Source organism: Paenibacillus sp. UNC496MF (assembly GCF_900113915.1).
GTDB classification, from domain to species: Bacteria; Bacillota; Bacilli; order Paenibacillales; family Paenibacillaceae; genus Paenibacillus_Z; species Paenibacillus_Z artemisiicola.
Genome location: NZ_FORE01000005.1, coordinates 728,169 through 747,635, shown reverse-complemented (window position 1 = coordinate 747,635; position 19,467 = coordinate 728,169). Strand labels below are relative to the sequence as shown.

Below are 19,467 nucleotides of genomic sequence, written 5' to 3'. Positions count from 1 at the left end.
TTTTGCAACAAATTCGCAACTTATGGTATAGTTTGCGTGATAGCGATGACAGGGCTGGCCGTAACCATGCGCGTATTTACGAATGCACGTAGGCGTACTGCTCGCCTATGCAACCGAGGGAGTCGAATCTATGTTTGAACGGCTGTTGCCGCAAATGCGCGTCAATACCATCTACGATATTAATTTGCATGCGTTGAAGGAGCAGGGCGTCCGCGGCATCATCACCGACCTCGACAACACGCTCGTCGGGGCCAAGGTGCCGCTCGCCACGCCGCAGCTCGTCAAATGGCTGGACGACGTGCGCGATCTGGGCTTCAAGGTCGTCATCGTCTCGAACAACAGCGAGACGCGCGTGTCCAAGTTCGCGAAGCCGCTCAACATTCCGTTCGTGCACGCCGCGCGCAAGCCGGCGAACGCCGCGTTCGTCCGGGCGCTGCGAGAGCTCGGCCTGGAAGCGGAGCAGACGGCCGTCATCGGCGACCAAATGATGACCGACGTGCTCGGCGGCCGCCGCATGGGCTTGTTCACGATTTTGGTCCGTCCGATCGCGCCGGACGACGAAGGCATCATGACCCGTTTCAACCGGATGCTCGAGAAGGTCGCCCTGTCCCGGCTGCGGAAGAAAGGGCTATGGCCCGAGGAGGAACGGAATTCATGATCAATCGTCAAGAAACGGGCGCGAAGTCGTGCGCGGGCTGCGGCGCCAGGCTGCAGACGGCATCGGCGGACATGCCGGGCTACATCCCCGAAGCGGCGCTGGACAAGGAACCGCCGGTATGCCAGCGGTGCTTCCGGATCAAAAATTACAACGACGCGGCTTCGGTCGCGGTCGATAACGACGAGTTTCTGCGGCTGCTCGGCAGCATCGCCGGCACGAACAGCCTCGTCGTCCATATCGTCGACCTGTTCGACTTCGAGGGCAGCCTCATTTCCGGCCTGCAGCGGTTCGTGGGCAACAACCCCGTGCTGCTCGTCGTGAACAAGATCGACCTGCTGCCGAAAGGGATCAATCCGAACCGGCTGCTCAACTGGGCGCAGAAGCAGACGAAGGCCGAGGGCCTCAAGGTCGTCGACATCGTGCTCTGTTCCGCCAAGCGCAACATCGGCTTCGAGCGCGTCATCGAGTCGATCGGCCGCCATCGCGGCGATCGCGACGTCTACGTCGTCGGCGCGACCAACGTCGGCAAATCGACGCTGATCAACCGGCTGATTCGCGACTACAGCGACCTCGAGCGGGAGCTGACGGTGTCGCGCTACCCGGGCACGACGCTCGACGCGGTCCATATTCCGCTCGACGACGGCAAGGAAATCATCGATACGCCGGGGATCGTCTACAAGCACCGCATGACGGAGCTCGTCCCGCGGAACGTGCTCGGCGCGCTGCTGCCCGACAAGCCGATCAAGCAGCTCGTCTACCAGCTGAACGCCGGCCAGACGCTGTTCTTCGGCGCGCTCGCCCGCTTCGATTTCGTCGAAGGCGACCGCCAGTCGTTCTCGATTTACGCGTCCAACGCGCTGCAGGTGCATCGGACGAAGCTGGAGCGCGCGGACGAGCTGTTCGCGAACCATAAAGGCGAGCTGCTGGCGCCGCCGTCGAAGGAAGAACTGGAAGAGATGCCGGCCTGGACGCGGCACCGCCTGAACATCCGCCGGGGAACCGACACCGATATTTTCGTATCGGGTCTGGGGTGGATTCACGTGAACGGGGCGGCGGGCGCCCTCGTGGACATCCATGCGCCGAAGGGCGTCCGGGTGCTCACCCGCGACGCGCTGATCTAGCGCGGCCGGACCGCAAGCTTGACGGGGAGAGTGAACGAAAGCATGGGCAACACGGTAGACAGCCAGACGACGCTGTACGGCGTCATCGGCGACCCGATCCGGCATTCCAAGTCGCCGGTCATGATGAACCGCGCCTTCCGGGAATGCGGCATCAACGGCATTTATGCGGCGTTTCATATTTCGGCCGACCGGCTGGGCGATTTCATGGCCGGCGTCCGGGCGATGGGCATCCGAGGCGTGAACGTCACGATTCCGCATAAGCTCGACGTCAAGCCGCTGCTGGACGACCTGCACGAAAGCGCGCGGTCGATCGGCGCGGTGAACACGATCGTGAACGACGGCGGCCGGCTGACCGGCTACAACACGGACGGCATCGGCTACGTCCGTTCGCTGAAGGAAGAGATCCGCTCCGACCTGGCGGGCGCCCGCGTCCTCATCGTCGGCGCGGGCGGCGCGACGCGCGGCATTCTGTACGCGCTGGCCCGCGAGGGCGTCGCGGCGGTCACGGTCGCGAACCGGACCGTCGCCCGCGCCGAGGAGCTGGCGGACGCGTTTCGCGGCCTCGTGCCGGCCATCCGCGCGATCGGCCAGGACGAGCTGCGCGGCGCGTGCGCGGAGAGCGACATCGTCATCAACACGACCTCGCTCGGCATGCATCCGAACGTGGAGGCGTCCCCGCTCGATTGCGCGTGGCTGAGGCCGGGCAGCATCGCGAGCGACCTGATCTACAATCCGCTGACGACGCGCTTCCTTGCGGAGGCGAAGGAACGGGGCTGCCTGATCCACGGCGGCCTCGGCATGTTTATTTACCAAGGCGCTTACGCCTTCGAATATTGGACGGGACGGCCCGCGCCGGCCGCCGCGATGCGCGAGACGGTGCTCGAGGCGCTCCGGTCCGAAAGCTAATTTGACGAGAGAAGGAACCCGAAGCATGTTGACAGGCAAGCAGAAACGCCATTTGCGCGCGCTCGCGCACCATTTGAATCCGATTTTCCAAGTCGGCAAGGCCGGCATGAACGAGAATTTGATCCGCCACATCGAGGAAGCGATCGAAGTGCGCGAGCTGATCAAAGTAAACGTGCTCAACAACAGCACGGAAGACCCGAAGGAAGTGGGCGAGTGGGTGGCCGCGGAATCCGGTTCCGAGCTCGTGCAGGTCATCGGCAAGACGATCGTCCTATACAAGGAATCGAAGGACCATAAAACGATCGAGCTCCCGAAATAACGGGCTCGGCGCTCATCCGGGCGAGAACGCGAAAGGAGCTGCGGGCATTTGATGAAAGTGGGAATCATGGGCGGCACGTTCGATCCCGTCCATTACGGGCATTTGCTTGCCGCCGAAACCGCCAGGGAAGCCTGCGGGCTGGACGAAGTATGGTTCGTGCCGTCGGGGCATCCGCCCCTGAAGGACCACGGGCCGGTCGCGGACGGCGAAGCCAGGCTGGAGATGGTCTACCGGGCCATCGATTTCCAGCCGTATTTCCGGGCGATGGACCTGGAGCTGGAGCGGGAAGGCACGAGCTATACGATCGATACGATCCGGGCGCTCACCGGGCTGTATCCCGGACGGACGTTCAGCATCATCATCGGCGCGGACCGCGTGAACGATTTGCCGCAATGGCACGACATCGACGCGCTGGCGCAGATGGCGTCGTTCATCGGCGTGACGCGCGCCGGCGAGACGCTGGAGCCGGACCGGCTGCCGGCCTCGATCGCGGACAAGCTGACCGTCGTCGAAATGCCGCGCATCGATATTTCCTCCACGGCGATCCGGGAACGGGCCGCGGCGGGACGTTCCATCCGGTTCCTGCTGCCGGAGAAGGTTCATTCGTTCATACGGAGGAACGGACTCTATGACGCGCGATGAGATGATGGCGGCCGTCAAGGCCGAGATGCCGGAGCGCCGCTGGACGCATACGCTCGGCGTCATGGCGACGTCGGTCGTCTTGGCCGAACGGTTCGGAGGCGACCCCGAGCGGGCGGAGCGGGCGGCGATCCTCCACGATGTGGCGAAGTATTGGCAGACGGCTCGGATGGAAACGATAATCCGGGAGCAGCACATGCCGGAAGAACTGCTTCATTACGATAAAGAGCTGTGGCATGCGCCGGTCGGCGCGTTCGTCGCGCGGCGGGATTACGGCGTGGACGATCCCGAGATCCTGGACGCGATCCGGTACCATACGTCCGGCCGCGAAGGCATGACGCGGATGGACAAGATCGTCTGCCTGGCCGACTACATGGAGCCCGGCCGGGAATTTCCCGGCGTGGCGCACATCCGGGAGCTGGCCGAGCATAGTCTGGAGCAGGCGCTGATCGCCGGCTTCGATTCGACGATTTCGTATTTGCTGCAGCAGGGGAAGCGGATTTTTCCGCTGACCGTCGCGGCGCGCAATGATTTGATTTTACGACTACGGGAGGCTGAAGAATGACATTGAGTTCCGAAGGGCTGCTGCAGGCAGTGGTTGCGGCGGCGGAAGACAAAAAAGCGCATAACATCGTGGCGCTCGACTTGAAGAACATTTCGCTCATCGCGGATTACTTCGTCATCTGCCACGGGAATTCGGACGTGCAGGTGCAGGCGATTACGACGGAGATCCGCAAGCAGGCGGAAGCGCGCGGCGCGCGCGTGCGCGGCATCGAAGGCGCGGACGCCGGCCGATGGGTGCTCGTCGACATCGGCGACGTCGTGGTGCATATTTTCCATCGGGACGAACGCGAGTATTACAGCATCGAACGGCTGTGGTCCGACGCGAAGGTCGTGGAATTCGCATGAGTCTCGTAGCCGGCACGACGATGAAGCTGAAGCTCGCGCGGGAAGTGTCGCCTTACGGCTACTTCATGACGGACGGCGAGAACGAAGTGCTGATGCATTATACCGAGCTTGTCGGCCATCGCCCGCAGATCGGGCAATTTTACGACGTGTTCCTCTTCTACGATTCCGAGGATCGCATCGCCGCCACGATGAAGAAGCCGCTCATTCGCCTCGGCGAAGTGGCGCGGCTCGCGGTAGCGGACATTCACCCGCGCATCGGGGCTTTTCTGGAGATGGGGCTCGGCCGGCAGCTGCTGCTGCCGCTGTCGGAGCAGCCGGAGCTGAAGGAGCTGCGTCCGCACCGCGGCGACGAGGTGCACGTCATTCTCGCGCACGACAAGATCGGCCGGCTGGTCGCGAAGGTCGCGTTCGAGGAAGAACTGGCGGAGCTGGCGTTCCGGGCGCCGTCGTCCTGGCAGAACGCGTGGGTGGAAGGCTGGGTCACGAAGACGCTGAAGATCGGCTCGTTCGTCATGATCGACGGCGGAGTGCTCGGTTTCGGCGCGTTCGGCTTCATTCCGGCAAGCGACCGGACGCGGATGCTCCGGCTCGGCGAGCGGGTAAAGGCGCGGGTGACGTTCGTCCGCGAGGACGGGCGCGTGAACCTGTCGATGCACCAGCGCAAGGAAGTCGGCCGGCTCGAAGATTCGGACCGGATCCTGGCGTTCATGAAGGCGCGTCCGAACGGCGCGATGCCGTACTCGGACGAGACGGGCGCGGACATCATCAAGCAGAAGTTCGGCATCAGCAAGAGCGCGTTCAAGCGGGCGCTCGGGAAGCTGATGCGCGAAGGGCTCGTCGCGCAGGAAGGCAGCTGGACGAAGCTGACCGAGGCGGATGCGGCCGGCGGGCGCGTTGAGGCGCCGGACGGCGGCGCGAAGCCGGCGGCCGGTAAGGCTCATACGGCCGCGAAGCCGGGCTCGCCGGAGTAGGAGGCCGACGATGGAAGCGTATACGCAATTCGCCTCCGTGTACGACCGGCTAATGGCGGACATGCCTTATCCGCGGTGGCTCGCGTTCGCGGACGCCTGCTGGCGGCGGTACGGGAAGCCGGCGACCGTGGTCGACCTGGGCTGCGGCACCGGCAGCATCGCCCTTCCGCTCGCGCGGGCAGGCTATACGGTGTACGGCATCGACTTGTCGTCCGACATGCTGGCGATCGCCCGGAGCAAGCAGGACGATGCCGCAAGCGGGACGGCGATTTGGCTGCGGCAGGACATGACGGAATGGGATGTCGGCCGGCCCGTCGACAGCGTCGTCTCTTTTTGCGACTGCCTCAATTATTTGACGGAGGACGACGACGTGCTGGACGCGTTCCGTGCGACGTACCGCGGACTCAAGCCGGGCGGCGTGTTCCTGTTCGACGTTCATGCGCCGCGGACGCTGGCGCGCTACGCGGAGGAGCAGCCGTTCGTGCTGGACGAGCCGGACGTCGCCTACATCTGGACGAGCGAGCTGGACGAGGACCGGATGGAAATCGAGCATCGGCTGACGATCTTCGCGGAGCGTTCCGGCGGCGCGTACGCGCGGATCGAGGAAGTGCACGTGCAGCGCGCGTACGACGCGGAATGGATCCGGGAAGCGCTGCTGGCGACGGGCTTCTCGCAGGTCGACCGGTACGCGGACTTCGAGCTGGAAGCGCCGGACGGCGACACGGAACGATTGTTTTTCGCCGCGGTGAAGTGAATCTTGTCCGATCCGGGCGGATCCCGCCTTGACAGAGGCGGGGCGGCTTCATTATAATCAAACTAACCATCTTTTTGTAAGGCGTTGAAGAGGAGCAGTAGCTTGGACCGCGTTAGGTCAAGAGAGCCGGCGGGTGGTGGAAGCCGGACCAGCGCGAAGCGAACTCGCCTCGGAGCCGCGTGCGAACCGGATTTCGGATCCGGGAAAGCATGCCGTCTCGCCCGCGTTAAGGGTAACGAGTGAACGGCGGTAAAGCATATCCGTCCGTTAACTAGGGTGGTACCACGGGAGCGCAAGCCTCTCGTCCCTAGCGACTATCGCTGGGGGCGGGAGGTTTTTTTATTGCCGCTTGCGCGGAAAAGCGCAAGCCGAAGAACAGGGAGGCACACGAATCATGACGCAGGAACGCCAGGAACAGCAGGGATACAACCCGCTTGCCATCGAACCGAAATGGCAGCGGCACTGGGACGAGAACAAAACGTTCAAAACGACGGAGGATCCGGGCAAGCCGAAGTTTTACGCGCTGGACATGTTTCCGTATCCGTCCGGGGCGGGACTTCACGTCGGTCATCCGGAAGGCTATACGGCCACGGACATCGTATCCCGCTATAAACGGATGCGCGGCTACAACGTCCTTCATCCGATGGGCTGGGACGCGTTCGGCCTGCCGGCGGAGCAGCACGCGCTCGACACGGGCGAGCATCCGCGCGAGATCACGGTCAAGAACATCAATAATTTCCGCCGCCAGATCAAGTCGCTCGGCTTCTCGTACGATTGGGACCGCGAGTTCAGCACGACCGATCCGGATTATTACAAGTGGACGCAGTGGATCTTCATCCAGCTGTACAAGAAGGGCCTTGCGTACGTCGCGGAAGTGCCGGTGAACTGGTGCCCGGCGCTCGGCACGGTGCTCGCGAACGAAGAGGTCATCAACGGCCTCAGCGAACGCGGCAACCACCCGGTCATTCGCAAGCCGATGCGCCAATGGGTGCTGAAGATCACGGAATACGCCGAGCGCTTGCTCGAGGATTTGGAAGAGCTCGATTGGACGGAGAGCATCAAGGACATGCAGCGCAATTGGATCGGCAAATCCAAGGGCGCGGAAGTAACGTTCGCGATCGACGGCCACGACGCTTCGCTCGTCGTGTTCACGACCCGTCCGGATACGCTGTTCGGCGCGTCGTACTGCGTGCTTGCGCCGGAGCACGAGCTCGTGGCGGCGATCACGGCGCCGGAGCAGGCGGCGGCGGTCAAGGACTATCAGGAGACGGCCGCGCGCAAGAGCGATCTGGAGCGCACGGATCTGGCGAAGGACAAAACCGGCGTGTTCACGGGGGCGTACGCGATCAATCCGATCAACGGCGAGCGCGTGAAGGTCTGGATCGCCGATTACGTGCTGGCCGGCTACGGCACGGGCGCGATCATGGCGGTTCCGGGCCATGACGAGCGCGACTGGGAGTTCGCGAAGCAGTTCGGCCTGCCGATCGTGGAAGTGGTGCAGGGCGGCGACGTCGGGCAAGCCGCGTTCGCCGGCGACGGGCCGCACGTCAATTCCGGCTTCCTGAACGGGCTGGGCACCGAAGAGGCGATCGCGAAGGCCATCGCGTGGCTGGAAGCGGAGGGCAAGGGCCAAGGCAAGGTGACGTACCGTCTCCGCGACTGGCTGTTCAGCCGCCAGCGGTATTGGGGCGAGCCGATTCCGATTCTCCATCTGGAGGACGGCACGATGAAGCCGGTGCCGGAGGATCAACTGCCGCTGCTGCTGCCGGACGTCGACCAGATCAAGCCGTCGGGCACGGGCGAATCGCCGCTCGCGAACGTGACGGAATGGGTGGAGACGGTCGATCCCGAGACGGGCATGCGCGCGCGCCGCGAGACGAACACGATGCCGCAGTGGGCGGGCAGCTGCTGGTACTACCTGCGCTTCATCGATCCGCGCAACGACAAGGAGCTATGCTCCAAGGAGAAGCAGAAGGAATGGCTGCCGGTCGATCTCTACATCGGCGGCGCGGAGCACGCGGTGCTTCACCTGCTTTACGCCCGCTTCTGGCATAAGGTGCTGTACGATATCGGCGCGGTCGACACGAAGGAGCCGTTCCACAAGCTGGTCAACCAAGGGATGATTCTCGGCACGAACAACGAGAAGATGTCCAAATCGCGCGGCAACGTCATCAATCCGGACGATATCGTGAACGTATACGGCGCGGACACGCTGCGCATGTACGAGATGTTCATGGGCCCGCTGGAAGCGACGAAGCCGTGGAACACGAACGGCGTGGAAGGCATGTATCGCTTCCTCGGCCGCGTATGGCGCCTGTTCGTCGGAGAGAACGGCGAGCTGAACGAGAAGATCGGCGACGGCTCCTCCGACGCGTTCAAGCGCACGTGGCACCGCACCGTGAAGAAAGTGACGGACGACTACGAGAACCTGCGCTTCAACACGGCGATCAGCCAGCTGATGATCTTCGTCAACGACGCGTACAAAGCGGAATCGCTGCCGCGCCAAGCGATGGCGCATTTCGCGCAGATGCTGTCGCCGCTCGCGCCGCACATCGCCGAGGAGCTGTGGGCGAAGCTCGGCCGCGAAGACGCGCTGACGTACGCGGCATGGCCGTCGTACGATGAAGCGTGGACGGTCGATCAGGAGATCGAAATCGTCGTTCAGGTGAACGGCAAAATCGTCGAACGCCTCTCCATCGCGGCCGACACGGACGAAGCGGAGATGGAACGGATCGCGAAAGCATCGGATAAGGTGGCCGAAGCGATCGCGGGCAAGACGGTCCGCAAGCTGATCGTCGTCAAAGGCAAGCTCGTCAATATCGTCGCAGGCTAATCCCCTGCGGGCACAGAAAAGAGGTGAACGACCTCTTAACGCAAAGCATGCGTTAAGGGCCGTTCACCTCTTTGCCGTATAAGCTGTCGGCAACGCGCTCCAGATCTTCCCGGTACTTGGCGTGCGTCGCCCGGATGACCCGGTTGAACACCCCGTCGAGCTCGCGGTTCAGCAGGGCGAGCGCTTGCGCCGTAATGCCGCCGGGCACGACGACCCTCGCCTGCAGCTCCTCCGGCGACATGCCGCCCGAGGTCAGCAGCTGCCCCGTGCCGTGCAGCATTTCGCTGGCGATGAGCCTGGCCTGCTCGCGGGGGATGCCGGTCTCCTCGGCCGCCGCGTCGATGAACCGCTGCAGCAGGCAGGACATGATCGCGGGACCGACGCTGGACAGATCCGAGACGATGCGCGTGTGCGACTCGTCGATCGGCAGCGGTTCGCTGATATAAGACAGCAGGCCGTTCAGCCGGGCGATGTCGGCTTCGGTCATCCGGTTGCCGTACATGCAGAGCGAAGCGCCGCTGCACATGTAATTGGTGATGCTGGGAATGACCTTGGCCACCTTGCAGGGCAAGGCGTCCTCCAGTTGGTCCAGCAGGACGGGGCTCGTGATCGATACGATCAGCTGGCTCGCCTGCACGTGTTCGCGTATGCCGTCGAGCACCGTTTTGTATTCCATCGGTTTGACGCATAGAAACACGATGTCCTGGCCGATCACGGCATCGCGATTCATGGGGACGGCCTGCAAGCCGGGGTGTCGGTCGGCGAGGCAGACGGCTTTCGCGAGCGTTCGATTGCTGGCCGTGATTTGCGACGGTTTGAGTGCGCCCGATCCGATGAACGCATCGATCAGCAGGCTGCCCATGCTTCCAATCCCGATAAACCCGACATTCATTGCAATCCCTCCCATGCGCCCGTCTTTCATAGGCGCAGTTTCAACAGACGTTTGGATGGCCATGCGGCCTGACGAACGCTTCGAGTGGGCCCTTCGGCCCGAACGAAGATGCTCTTACTACATTATGCGTGCGGGCAAGGCCGACATGACCGATTATCGGAAAAAGATCGTAGAACGACGAAGGGGAGATCCGTATATGAAGAAACGACCCGTATGGCAAAATCGATGGCGCGCCGGGCGCTGGGGCGCCGCGCTGTGCGCCGCCGCTTCCGTCGCGCTGATCGCGGCGGCGCTGATGCAGCGGGACGCGGCCGCGCGGCCGCCGCAGTGGACCGCGATGAACGCGCAGGCGGCCGAAGCGCTCGGCCCGCTGGAAGCCGGCAAGGCGGATGCGCCGGCCCATGGCGGCGGCGAGGCGGCCGGGACCGCTTCGGGAGGGGAGCTGGAGAAGGCGGCAGCGGACGGAGCGGCCGCGGCAGGCGAGGGGGGCGGCAAGACGGCGGCCGGGAACGGGGATGGATACGACGAGTCAAGCGCGGGGAACGGGGGAACCCACGCGGCCGGACAGGGTGCCGGAACCGGCGCGGCCGGCACGGGTGCCGGAACGCCGGCGGCAGGCGGCAACGCAGATGGCAAAGCCGGCGGAATTGCCGGGACGGCAGCGACGAGCGGGGAGAGCGCGGGCGATGCCGGCGCTTCCTCCGGGGCTGGCGAAGCGGAGGGCACGACCCCGACGGGGGCGGAGGAGGGCAAAGTCGACATAAACAACGCGACGCCGGAGGAGCTCGACGCGCTGCCCGGCATCGGGGCGGCGAAGGCGAAGGCGATCGCCGACGACCGCGAGCGCAACGGACCGTTCAAGAGCGCGGACGACCTGCTTCGGGTCAAAGGCATTGGTCCGAAACTACTAGAAAAGATGAAGTCTTTCATTGTTCTGCGCCCATGATTGTGCGACAATGGTAGAGATAGGGACTTCTTTGCCGTCCCTTCCAATCAGGCGAGGAGGAAATGTCTAATGTCCGAACAACGAAAGCTTTCCATCGAAACGCTATCCGTCCACGGAGGCCAGGAAATTGACCCGGCGACCCTTTCCCGCGCGGTGCCGATCTACCAGACGACGTCTTACGGCTTCCGCGATACGGACCATGCGGCAAACTTGTTTGCGCTTAAGGAATTCGGCAATATTTATACCCGCATCATGAATCCGACCAGCGACGTGTTCGAGAAGCGGATCGCCGCACTCGAAGGCGCGCCGGCCGCGCTGGCCGTCGCTTCCGGACAAGCCGCCATTACATATTCGATTCTCAATATCGCGCAGGCCGGCGACGAGATCGTATCCGCGACGAGCCTGTACGGCGGCACGCACAACCTGTTCGCGCACACGCTCCCGAAGCTGGGCATCCAAGCGAAGTTCGTCGACCCGTCGAACCCGGCCAATTTCGAAGCCGCGATCACGGACCGCACGAAAGCGCTCTACGCCGAGACGATCGGCAATCCGAAGGGCGATATCCTCGATATCGAAGCGGTGGCGAACATCGCGCATAAGCACGGCATTCCGCTGATCGTCGACAATACGTTCCCGAGCCCGTACCTATGCCGGCCGATCGAGCACGGCGCGGACATCGTCGTCCATTCCGCCACCAAATTCATCGGCGGCCACGGCACGTCCATCGGCGGCGTCGTCGTCGACGGCGGCAAGTTCGACTGGAAGGGAAGCGGCAAGTTCCCGGGCCTGACCGAGCCGGATCCGAGCTACCACGGCGTCGTCTACGCGGACGCGGTCGGTCCGGTCGCGTTCATCATCAAAATGCGCGTGCAGCTGCTGCGCGACATGGGCGCGGCGATCTCCCCGTTCAACTCGTTCCTGCTGCTGCAGGGTCTCGAGACGCTTCATCTGCGCATGGAGCGCCACAGCGCGAACGCGCTGGCCGTCGCGCGGTTCCTGGAATCGCACGAGGCGGTGGAGTGGGTCAATTACCCGGGGCTCGAGAGCCATCCGTCCTACGACCTCGCGCAGAAGTATTTGCCGCAGGGGCAAGGCGCCATCTTGACGTTCGGCATCAAAGGCGGCGTCGAGGCCGGCAAGAAAGTGATCAACGCGGTTCAGCTGTTCTCGCATCTGGCGAACGTCGGCGACTCCAAGTCGCTTATCATTCATCCCGCGAGCACGACGCATCAGCAGCTGGAGGAGAGCGATCAGGCCGCCGCGGGCGTGACGCCGGGCATGATCCGGCTGTCCGTGGGCACGGAAGGCATCGACGATATTTTGCACGATTTAACACAAGCATTGGCGGCCAGCCAGCGGTAAGCACGGGGCCGGCTGCCGGAGGAAGGAAGACTTGCAAGCCATGGTACCGGAAGCATACAATAACGCGAGAAAAGACTGGGATACGTATTTTATGGACATCGCCTATATGGCCGCGACCCGTTCTCGCTGCCCGCGGCGGCATGTCGGGGCGGTGCTCGTGCAGGGCAAGAAGCTGCTCGGCACGGCTTATAACGGCGCGCCGATGGGCGTGGCGGATTGCTCCGAGGACGGCTGCATGATCGTGGAGGAATACGAGCTGCAGGTCGAGGACGGCGCCGAGCGGATGATCAAGAAGCAGCGCTGCATCCGGACCATCCACGCGGAGCAAAATTTGCTGCTTTTCACCGACCGGATCGATCGCGAAGGATCGACGGTGTACGTGACGGACCAGCCCTGCTGGACGTGCGCGAACATGCTGGCCAACAGCGGCGTGAAGGAGATCGTCTACCATCGCGTCTATCACAAGGATAGCGAGAAGGTCGAGGCGCTTATGGACGTCAAAGGCATCGTGTTCCGCCAACTGACGCCGTACGAGCCTCCCGCGCAAGCGAGCAGGAACGTCGTTTCGTAGCCTGACCGCATACGCAACCATGAGGAAGAACCTCTGGCTGCCCCCAAGAAGCGTCATCCCCGGCCTCCTCGGCCGGGAACGCGCTTCCGGGGCGGGCCGGGGTTTTTTTGCGTTATCGGGGATGGCCGGATAGACAAGCGAACAATCGAAAGGAGAGGGTCATCATGACGGCAAGGCCGCTCGTTTGGTTCACGGTCTGCTGGGTACTGGGCAGCTCGGCGGCAGCCGGCATGCCGGCGCGCGGCGTCGCGCTGGCCGGCGCCGCGCTGCTGGCCGTGCTTGCGGCGCTTGCGCTGACGCGGCGCAGCTCTTGGCCGCTCGCCGCCGCCTGTCTGGCGGCGTACGGGCTGGCCGCCGGGCAGCGGTCGTGGGCCGATGCCCGCAACGTCGCCGCGCTGCCGGCGCAATATGCCGCCGCGCTTGCGGCTTCGCCGGCGAACGCCGCCGAATTCGCGGCGGAGCTGGCCGGGACGATCGCGTCGCCGCCGGAGATCGACGGCGATCGGGTGCAGTTCCGCGTGTCGGGCGGCAGGCTGACGCTGCAGGATCGCAGCGGATCCGCGCCGGTCGCGCTGGGCGGGGAGCGGCTGCTCGTGCAGGTGAAGCTGGCGGAGGAGCATGAACTGTCCGTCGCGGCCGGCTGGCGCCGCGGGCAGCGGGTGAGCATCGCCGGCATGCTGTCGGTACCGTCAGCGGGAAGCAATTTCGGCGGCTTCGATTACCGCGCGTATTTGCACGGCCAGCGGATTCACTGGCTGCTCGGCGCGGACGGCGCGGCGGCCGTGCGAACCGCGCCCGGCCCGCGCTGGACCGCGGCCGCGCTGCTGGAGCCGATCGACGCGCTGCGCGCCTCGCTCGGCCGGCGGATGGACGCGCTGTACCCCGGCGTTCAAGCCGGTTATATGAAAGGTCTCGTCCTCGGCATCAGCGACGACCTCGATCCGGACATGTTTCAACGGTTTTCGCAGCTGGGACTTACGCATATCCTCGCGATCTCGGGACTGCACGTCGCCGTGTTTCTGTACGTGCTCGGCGGCCTGCTGCGGCTCCTGCGGATGACGCGCGAGCGGATGCTCCTCATCCTCATCGCGGCCGTGCCGTTCTACGTGTTCCTTGCGGGCGCTTCGCCGTCGGTCGTCCGTTCCGGCATCATGGCGATGCTCGGCCTCGCGGCGGCTCGCCTTCACAAGCTGAAGGACGGCCTGCACTTGCTCGCGGCGGCCGCTCTGCTCATGCTCGTCTGGGATCCGTATATGCTCGGCAACGTCGGCTTCCAGCTGTCGTTCCTCGTGACGGCGGGCCTCATGCTCGGCACGGAGCCGGTCCGCGGCTTGCTGCCCCGCGGCCGCAAATGGTGGAGCAAGCCGCTGTGCGACCTGCTCGCCGTCACGGTCGTCGCGCAGGCGGTATCGCTTCCGCTGACAATCTTTTATTTCAATCAGCTGCACGTGCTGTCCGTCGCGGCCAATCTCGTGCTCGTGCCGTTCATCAGCTTCGTCGTCATGCCGCTCGGCGGCGCTTCCCTTGTGATGGACGGCCTGTGGCACCCGGCAGGCGCGATCGCCGCGGCGATCGCGGCGGTCGGCAACGACCTGACCTTCGGCTTCGTCCTGAAGCTGAGCGGCTTGAACCGCTTCCGGCTGATCTGGGCGACGCCGCCGCTATGGTGGGTCGCGCTGTTCTACGCCGCGCTCGCGCTCGCTTTCCGCGCGCTCGGCCGGCTTCAGGCCGCCAAGCGGGCGGAGGAGGAAGCCGAATTCGACACGCCGGAAGCGGCGGCTGCCGGCGCTGTGCCGCCCGGATCGCCGCTGCCGCCAGCGCGGCATACGGGGGACGAGCCGACGCAGCCGCTTCGGGGAGCGTCGCCCGTCCCTGCCGGCGAAGAAGTCTGGTCGGCGCCGTTTATCCGGCTGCCGGCGGCTTCGCCCGGTTTGCTTATGCGGAACCGCGTCCTGCTGGGGCTGGCCGCCGCGTCGCTTGCCGGGTTGGCGCTCTTCGCGTATTGCCCGGATGCGCTGGACCGTCATGGCTATGTCGAGTTTCTCGACGTCGGCCAGGGCGATTCCATCTATATTCGGACTCCCGGCGGCAAGCACTTGCTCATCGATGGAGGCGGCGCCGTCGAATTCGGCAGCCGCGAGCCTTGGCGGCAGCGCAAGGACCCGTTCGAAGTCGGGCGCAAGGTCGTCGTGCCGCTGCTGCAGCAGCGGGGCGTGCACGCGCTCGACCTGCTCGTGCTGTCGCATCTCGACAGCGACCATATCAAGGGACTGCTCGCGGTGATGGCTTCCATCCCCGTCCGCGCGGTGCTGTGGAACGGCTCGGTCAAGGATTCGCCGGACGCCGTCGCCCTGCTGCAGGCGGCGGTGAACGCCGGCATCCCGCTCTATCGCGCGGAAGGCGGCCGCGGCTGGGACCTCGATCCGCATGCCAGCATCCGGATCGTCGGCTCCCCGCCGGTGCTGCTCGAAGCCGGGAAGGCGGCCGGCGCTGTGCCCGAAGCCGACGAACAGAACGGCGAAAGCGTCGCGCTGCTGCTCGACCTGTACGGCCGGCGGTTTCTGTTCGCGGGCGACGCGGACGCCGCCGAGGAACGCAGCCTGCTGGCGCAGCTCCAGGAGCAAACGCCGACTTCCCCGCTCTCCTCGGCGCCGGTCGACGTCATGAAAGTATCCCATCACGGCAGCAAGACGTCGACGACGGACGACTGGCTCGCGTACTGGCATCCCGCGCAGGCGGTCATCTCGGTGGGACGGAACAATCTTTACGGCCATCCGCATCCGACTGTCGTAGAGCGGCTGCGCACGGCCGGCATTCCTGCGGCGCGAACGGATCTGAACGGGGAAGTTCAATTCCGGATCGACCCGGACGGCTCCTTAAGCAAGCGGACGGTCTTGGCCGCCCCGCCTTAACGGCGACCCGTCCGCCAGCGTCGCTTTCCCGCCTACGGCGACCCGTTTGCCGGCGTCGACGAACGATTGCGTATGGTTGCCGAGCACGAAGACGTTGAAATCGTTGACCACGCCCAAATTCGCACAAGCCACTGCCGGCTCGCCCCTTCCCCTTTAAGAGCAGTGAAATAAAACCGCTGTTCGTTACCTATTCGGCCGCCTCTCCGTTCAGTCCGGTTATTTCCGTCCGACCGTCCGCGGCCTGCCGCCCGAAGTTTCCCGATTATGCGTGGATAATGCTGCGTCCGCTGGAAAACACTAACCCCAAGGAATTCCTCCAACTTTCGGAAGAGAGGCGAATGGCATGGCGAACAAGCAAGATCCGCCCGGGCAGCCCCGCGACGAGTCGCGCAGGCAGTTTCTCAAATATTCGGGCACCGCGATCGGGGGCGTCGTGGTCGGCGGCGTCATCGGCGGCCTGATCGGCGCGAACGCGAAGCAGACGAAGACCGGGGAGACGCCGCCGGCGGGGCAGACCGATCCGAATAAACCGGCGCAAACGGCGGACCGGGACTACAACCAAGCGCTGATGTACTTCAATCAAGACCAATTCCTCACGGCGGAGGCGGCCGCGGAACGCATCTATCCGAAGGACGAGTCGGGTCCCGGGGCGAAGGAGCTCGGCGTCGCCTTTTTCATCGACCATCAGATGGCCAGCTCCTACGGCTTGAACGGACGCGAGTACATGAACCCGCCGTTCTACAAGTCGGAGGCGACGCAGGGCTACCAGCTCTCCTTCAAGCGGCGGGAGCTGATCGCGCTCGGCCTGGACGCGCTCAGCTTGTACAGCAACGACAAGTATCAGAAGGGATTTCCGGATTTGGCGCCGGAGGAACAGGACAAGGTGCTCGGGGATTTCGAGTCGGACGCGGTTCATTTGAAAGGCGTGCCGGCATCGACGTTCTTCAATTACTTCCTGAACCTGACGATCGAAGGCGTATACGCGGATCCGCTGTACGGCGGCAACAAGAACATGGGGGGCTGGCGCATGCGCAACTTCCCGGGCAACCAAATGAGTTACATCAACGACATCGAGAAGGACGAGTTCGTCAAAATGGAGCCGTTAAGCCTGAGCGACCATTTGGAAATGGGTTAGGAGGAGGAAGCAGACTATGGCAACGAAACTTCCGAAAGCGCCGGTCGTCATCGTCGGCATGGGCTGGGTCGGCGGCATCATCGCAGCGGAGCTGACGAAGGCCGGCCATTCCGTGGTCGGTCTGGAGCGCGGCAAAAGCCGGAACACGCAGGATTATTACCACGTGCACGACGAGCTGCGCTACGCGTCCCGCTACGAGCTGATGCAGGACTTGTCCAAGGAAACGGTCACGTTTCGCAATTCGGACAAGCAGCGGGCCTTGCCGATGCGCAGCTACGGCTCGTTCCTGCTCGGCGACGGGCTGGGCGGCGCGGGCGTGCATTGGAACGGCCAGTATTACAGGTTCCTGCCGTACGATTTCCAGATTCGCAGCAAGACGATCGAGCGTTACGGCGCCAAAAAAATCCCGGCCGGCATGGCGATCCGCGATTGGGGCATCACCTACGACGAGCTGGAGCCGTACTACGTGAAATTCGAGCAGATGGCCGGCATCGGCGGCGAACCGATGACCCAGCCGAACGTCGGGAAGATGTCCAAGGCGTTCCCGGTCGGCCCGATGAAGAAGACGCCCGGCATGAAGCTGTTCGAGGAATCGGCCAAGAAGCTCGGCTATCACCCGTACGTGATCCCGTCGGCCAACCTGACCGAGCAGTACAAGAATCCGGACGGCATCGAGCGGGCCGCCTGCCAATACTGCGGCTACTGCGAGCGCTTCGGCTGCGAATACGGCGCGAAGTCCGATCCCGTCGTCACGGTCATGCCCGTCTCCCAGAAGACGGGCAAGCTGGACCTCCGGACGCATTCGACCGTGACGGAGGTGCTGCACGACGGCACGAAGGCGACCGGCGTCCGCTACGTCAACACGCCGACCGGCGAAGAGTACATCCAGCCGGCCGACGTCGTCATTCTCGCGAGCTACCTGTTCTCCAACGTCCGGTTGCTGCTGCACTCCAAGCTCGGCCGGCCGTACGATCCGCAATCCGACACGGGCGCGGTCGGCCGCAACTACGCCTATCAGGTGAACGGCGCCAGCACGAACGTCATGTACGAGGACCGCGAATTCAACCTGGCGATGGGCGCGGGCGCGCTCGGCAGCAGCCTCGACGATTACAACGGCGACAATTTCGACCATGCGGACCTGAAGTTCCTGCACGGCGCGAACATCCGGTTCACGCAGACGGGGGCCAGGCCGATCCAATTCCAGCCCGCGCCGATGGGCACCGCCAAATGGGGGGCCGAGTTCAAGAAGCAGACGCTCCATTACGCGAACCGCGTGCTGACCGTGGCGGCGCAGGGCTCCAGCATGCCGTGGCGCCACCATTACCTCGATCTCGATCCGACCTACAAGGACGCGCTCGGCCTGCCGCTGATCCGGCTGACGTTCGATTTCGAAGACCAGGACCGCGAGCTCGTGAAATACATCGCCGGCAAAACGAAGGAAATCGCCGACGGAATGGGCGGCACGAAGACGGAGATTCACGATTCCATCAAGCAGTACAACATCGTGCCGTACCAGTCCACGCATAATACCGGCGGCGCGATCATGGGCAGCGATCCCAAGACGTCGGTGGTCAACAATTACCTGCAAATGTGGGACGCCCCGAACGTCTTCGTCGTCGGCGCCTCGGCGTTCTCGCATAACAGCGGGTTCAATCCGACGGCGACCGTCGGGGCGCTCGCGTACCGGGCGGCCGACGGCATCGCCAAATACATCGCCAAGCCGGGGCCGCTCGCGTGAGCGGCGCGGAGAACGGCAAGCTGTCCGTGGATCGGGACCTGATCGCGCATTTGACGGAGCTGCGCAAGCGCCTCATCGTCGCGGCGGTCTGGTTCGTGCTCGCTTTGGCCGCCGGTCTCTACGTTTCGCCGCGCTTGCTGCATTTCGTCAAGACGCATCTCGGCTCGGTGAAGGTGGAATGGAGCGTCTTCTCGCTGTCCGACGGGTTGGCCGTCTATATGAAATGCGCGCTCATGGTCGGGCTGCTGCTGTCGCTGCCGGTATTCGTCTACCAGCTGTGGGCGTTCGCGCGGCCGGGCATGACGGACTCGGAAGCCAAAGCGACGCTGATGTACGTGCCGCTGTCGGTGCTGCTCTTCGCGAGCGGCGTGCTGTTCGGCTATCTCGTCGCCCTGCCGATGATGATCGCGTTCATGATCAAGCTCAACCGGTCGATCGGGGCGCACGAGGTATACGGCATTCAGCATTACGTATCCTTCCTCGTCAGCTTCCTGCTGCCGATGGGGATCGCGTTCGAGATGCCGCTCGTTCTGCTCCTGCTGACCCGCATCGGGCTGCTCACGCCGGGCAAGCTGAAGCAGGTCCGCAAGTTCGCGTACGTCGGCTTGGCGGTGCTGGGCTCGCTCATCTCGCCGCCCGACTTCGTCTCGCATCTGTCGGTGACGCTTCCGCTCATCCTGCTGTTCGAGATCAGCGCCTTCGTCAGCATCCGGTACTTCCGAAGAAGGGAGAAACGGGGGCTGAAGCCGGCGCTGCCGTAAGGGGCCGCGGTAATCCATGTTGAATCATCCGATTCGGGAA

General features: G+C 64.1%; 19 protein-coding genes and 1 other annotated feature. Of the genes, 17 read left to right on the top strand and 2 right to left on the bottom strand.

What is annotated here, in order from left to right; all coding sequences use genetic code 11:
- The first annotated feature begins 130 nt into the window (after positions 1–130).
- The 10 genes from BMZ79_RS08475 (at position 131) to leuS (ending at position 9,110) form a co-directional block, all read left to right on the top strand.
- A complete protein-coding gene (locus BMZ79_RS08475; protein ID WP_090638601.1) occupies positions 131–658 on the top strand; it encodes a YqeG family HAD IIIA-type phosphatase in 528 nt (175 codons plus the stop codon).
- Entirely contained in the window at positions 655–1,779 is a 1,125-nt protein-coding gene (yqeH, locus tag BMZ79_RS08470) for a ribosome biogenesis GTPase YqeH (RefSeq protein WP_090638599.1), read from the top strand. Before BMZ79_RS08475 ends, yqeH begins: the two co-directional genes overlap by 4 nt.
- Positions 1,780–1,821: 42 nt before the next feature.
- Positions 1,822–2,685 (top strand): shikimate dehydrogenase, encoded by an 864-nt coding sequence (locus BMZ79_RS08465; RefSeq protein WP_090638596.1) that lies wholly within the window; start codon positions 1,822–1,824, stop codon positions 2,683–2,685.
- A 25-nt stretch (positions 2,686–2,710) separates the two neighbouring features.
- Positions 2,711–3,004: a ribosome assembly RNA-binding protein YhbY gene (yhbY, locus tag BMZ79_RS08460; protein WP_090638593.1), complete on the top strand. Its 294-nt coding sequence runs from the start codon at positions 2,711–2,713 to the stop codon at positions 3,002–3,004.
- A gap of 51 nt (positions 3,005–3,055) precedes the next feature.
- On the top strand, positions 3,056–3,646 hold the full coding sequence (gene nadD, locus BMZ79_RS08455; protein ID WP_090638591.1) for a nicotinate-nucleotide adenylyltransferase: 591 nt from the start codon (positions 3,056–3,058) through the stop codon (positions 3,644–3,646).
- Positions 3,633–4,208 (top strand): bis(5'-nucleosyl)-tetraphosphatase (symmetrical) YqeK, encoded by a 576-nt coding sequence (gene yqeK, locus BMZ79_RS08450; RefSeq protein WP_090638588.1) that lies wholly within the window; start codon positions 3,633–3,635, stop codon positions 4,206–4,208. Before nadD ends, yqeK begins: the two co-directional genes overlap by 14 nt.
- On the top strand, positions 4,205–4,552 hold the full coding sequence (rsfS, locus tag BMZ79_RS08445) for a ribosome silencing factor (protein WP_090638586.1): 348 nt from the start codon (positions 4,205–4,207) through the stop codon (positions 4,550–4,552). Before yqeK ends, rsfS begins: the two co-directional genes overlap by 4 nt.
- Positions 4,549–5,523, top strand: coding sequence for a CvfB family protein (locus BMZ79_RS08440; protein ID WP_090638583.1), 975 nt, complete (start codon positions 4,549–4,551; stop codon positions 5,521–5,523). Before rsfS ends, BMZ79_RS08440 begins: the two co-directional genes overlap by 4 nt.
- 10 nt (positions 5,524–5,533) lie before the next feature.
- Entirely contained in the window at positions 5,534–6,277 is a 744-nt protein-coding gene (locus tag BMZ79_RS08435; RefSeq protein WP_090638580.1) for a class I SAM-dependent DNA methyltransferase, read from the top strand.
- Positions 6,278–6,352: 75 nt separating this feature from the next.
- Positions 6,353–6,589, top strand: a binding site (T-box leader).
- A gap of 82 nt (positions 6,590–6,671) precedes the next feature.
- A complete protein-coding gene (leuS, locus tag BMZ79_RS08430) occupies positions 6,672–9,110 on the top strand; it encodes a leucine--tRNA ligase (RefSeq protein WP_090638578.1) in 2,439 nt (812 codons plus the stop codon).
- 52 nt (positions 9,111–9,162) lie between these two features.
- On the opposite strand, the gene comER is transcribed toward leuS, so the two are convergent.
- Positions 9,163–10,002, bottom strand: coding sequence for a late competence protein ComER (gene comER / locus BMZ79_RS08425; RefSeq protein ID WP_090638575.1), 840 nt, complete (start codon positions 10,000–10,002; stop codon positions 9,163–9,165).
- 196 nt (positions 10,003–10,198) lie between these two features.
- Between comER and BMZ79_RS08420 the strand changes: the two genes are divergently transcribed.
- The 4 genes from BMZ79_RS08420 (at position 10,199) to BMZ79_RS08405 (ending at position 15,793) form a co-directional block, all read left to right on the top strand.
- Complete coding sequence (locus BMZ79_RS08420; RefSeq protein ID WP_256252602.1) at positions 10,199–10,948, top strand: ComEA family DNA-binding protein; 750 nt, start codon at positions 10,199–10,201, stop codon at positions 10,946–10,948.
- A 69-nt stretch (positions 10,949–11,017) separates the two neighbouring features.
- Positions 11,018–12,310 carry a homocysteine synthase gene (locus BMZ79_RS08415; RefSeq protein ID WP_090638573.1) on the top strand — a complete coding sequence of 431 codons (1,293 nt, stop codon included), beginning with the start codon at positions 11,018–11,020 and terminating at the stop codon, positions 12,308–12,310.
- Between the two features lie 40 nt (positions 12,311–12,350).
- Positions 12,351–12,881, top strand: coding sequence for a deoxycytidylate deaminase (locus tag BMZ79_RS08410; RefSeq protein WP_090638570.1), 531 nt, complete (start codon positions 12,351–12,353; stop codon positions 12,879–12,881).
- A 164-nt stretch (positions 12,882–13,045) separates the two neighbouring features.
- On the top strand, positions 13,046–15,793 hold the full coding sequence (locus BMZ79_RS08405) for a ComEC/Rec2 family competence protein (protein WP_090638568.1): 2,748 nt from the start codon (positions 13,046–13,048) through the stop codon (positions 15,791–15,793).
- Here the strand turns inward: BMZ79_RS08405 and BMZ79_RS34215 are convergent.
- Positions 15,758–15,925, bottom strand: coding sequence for a collagen-binding domain-containing protein (locus BMZ79_RS34215; RefSeq protein WP_177222049.1), 168 nt, complete (start codon positions 15,923–15,925; stop codon positions 15,758–15,760). The two genes, BMZ79_RS08405 and BMZ79_RS34215, sit on opposite strands and share 36 nt — an antisense overlap.
- 211 nt (positions 15,926–16,136) lie before the next feature.
- Here BMZ79_RS34215 and BMZ79_RS08400 point away from each other — a divergent pair, with 211 nt between their 5' ends.
- From BMZ79_RS08400 to tatC, 3 genes are read left to right on the top strand one after another with little or no spacing between them, the layout of a single operon-like run.
- The gene (locus BMZ79_RS08400; RefSeq protein ID WP_090638565.1) at positions 16,137–16,928 is read left to right on the top strand and encodes a gluconate 2-dehydrogenase subunit 3 family protein; all 792 of its coding nucleotides are present in this window, start codon (positions 16,137–16,139) and stop codon (positions 16,926–16,928) included.
- Between the two features lie 16 nt (positions 16,929–16,944).
- Complete coding sequence (locus BMZ79_RS08395; protein WP_090638563.1) at positions 16,945–18,666, top strand: GMC family oxidoreductase; 1,722 nt, start codon at positions 16,945–16,947, stop codon at positions 18,664–18,666.
- Positions 18,663–19,427, top strand: coding sequence for a twin-arginine translocase subunit TatC (gene tatC / locus BMZ79_RS08390; RefSeq protein WP_256252601.1), 765 nt, complete (start codon positions 18,663–18,665; stop codon positions 19,425–19,427). The genes BMZ79_RS08395 and tatC overlap by 4 nt, the downstream gene beginning before the upstream one ends.
- Positions 19,428–19,467: the final 40 nt, after the last annotated feature.

Excerpts from the sequence above, each read along its gene's own strand:
- BMZ79_RS08415 (WP_090638573.1), top strand. The coding sequence starts at position 11,018 with ATGTCCGAACAACGAAAGCTTTCCATCGAAACGCTATCCGTCCACGGA.
- BMZ79_RS08465 (WP_090638596.1), top strand. The coding sequence starts at position 1,822 with ATGGGCAACACGGTAGACAGCCAGACGACGCTGTACGGCGTCATCGGC.
- yhbY (WP_090638593.1), top strand. The coding sequence starts at position 2,711 with ATGTTGACAGGCAAGCAGAAACGCCATTTGCGCGCGCTCGCGCACCAT.
- BMZ79_RS08435 (WP_090638580.1), top strand. The coding sequence starts at position 5,534 with ATGGAAGCGTATACGCAATTCGCCTCCGTGTACGACCGGCTAATGGCG.
- nadD (WP_090638591.1), top strand. The coding sequence starts at position 3,056 with ATGAAAGTGGGAATCATGGGCGGCACGTTCGATCCCGTCCATTACGGG.
- yqeK (WP_090638588.1), top strand. The coding sequence starts at position 3,633 with ATGACGCGCGATGAGATGATGGCGGCCGTCAAGGCCGAGATGCCGGAG.
- leuS (WP_090638578.1), top strand. The coding sequence starts at position 6,672 with ATGACGCAGGAACGCCAGGAACAGCAGGGATACAACCCGCTTGCCATC.
- comER (WP_090638575.1), bottom strand. The coding sequence starts at position 10,002 with ATGAATGTCGGGTTTATCGGGATTGGAAGCATGGGCAGCCTGCTGATC.
- BMZ79_RS08410 (WP_090638570.1), top strand. The coding sequence starts at position 12,351 with ATGGTACCGGAAGCATACAATAACGCGAGAAAAGACTGGGATACGTAT.
- yqeH (WP_090638599.1), top strand. The coding sequence starts at position 655 with ATGATCAATCGTCAAGAAACGGGCGCGAAGTCGTGCGCGGGCTGCGGC.
- BMZ79_RS08475 (WP_090638601.1), top strand. The coding sequence starts at position 131 with ATGTTTGAACGGCTGTTGCCGCAAATGCGCGTCAATACCATCTACGAT.
- BMZ79_RS08405 (WP_090638568.1), top strand. The coding sequence starts at position 13,046 with ATGACGGCAAGGCCGCTCGTTTGGTTCACGGTCTGCTGGGTACTGGGC.
- rsfS (WP_090638586.1), top strand. The coding sequence starts at position 4,205 with ATGACATTGAGTTCCGAAGGGCTGCTGCAGGCAGTGGTTGCGGCGGCG.
- BMZ79_RS08420 (WP_256252602.1), top strand. The coding sequence starts at position 10,199 with ATGAAGAAACGACCCGTATGGCAAAATCGATGGCGCGCCGGGCGCTGG.
- BMZ79_RS08395 (WP_090638563.1), top strand. The coding sequence starts at position 16,945 with ATGGCAACGAAACTTCCGAAAGCGCCGGTCGTCATCGTCGGCATGGGC.
- BMZ79_RS08400 (WP_090638565.1), top strand. The coding sequence starts at position 16,137 with ATGGCGAACAAGCAAGATCCGCCCGGGCAGCCCCGCGACGAGTCGCGC.
- BMZ79_RS08440 (WP_090638583.1), top strand. The coding sequence starts at position 4,549 with ATGAGTCTCGTAGCCGGCACGACGATGAAGCTGAAGCTCGCGCGGGAA.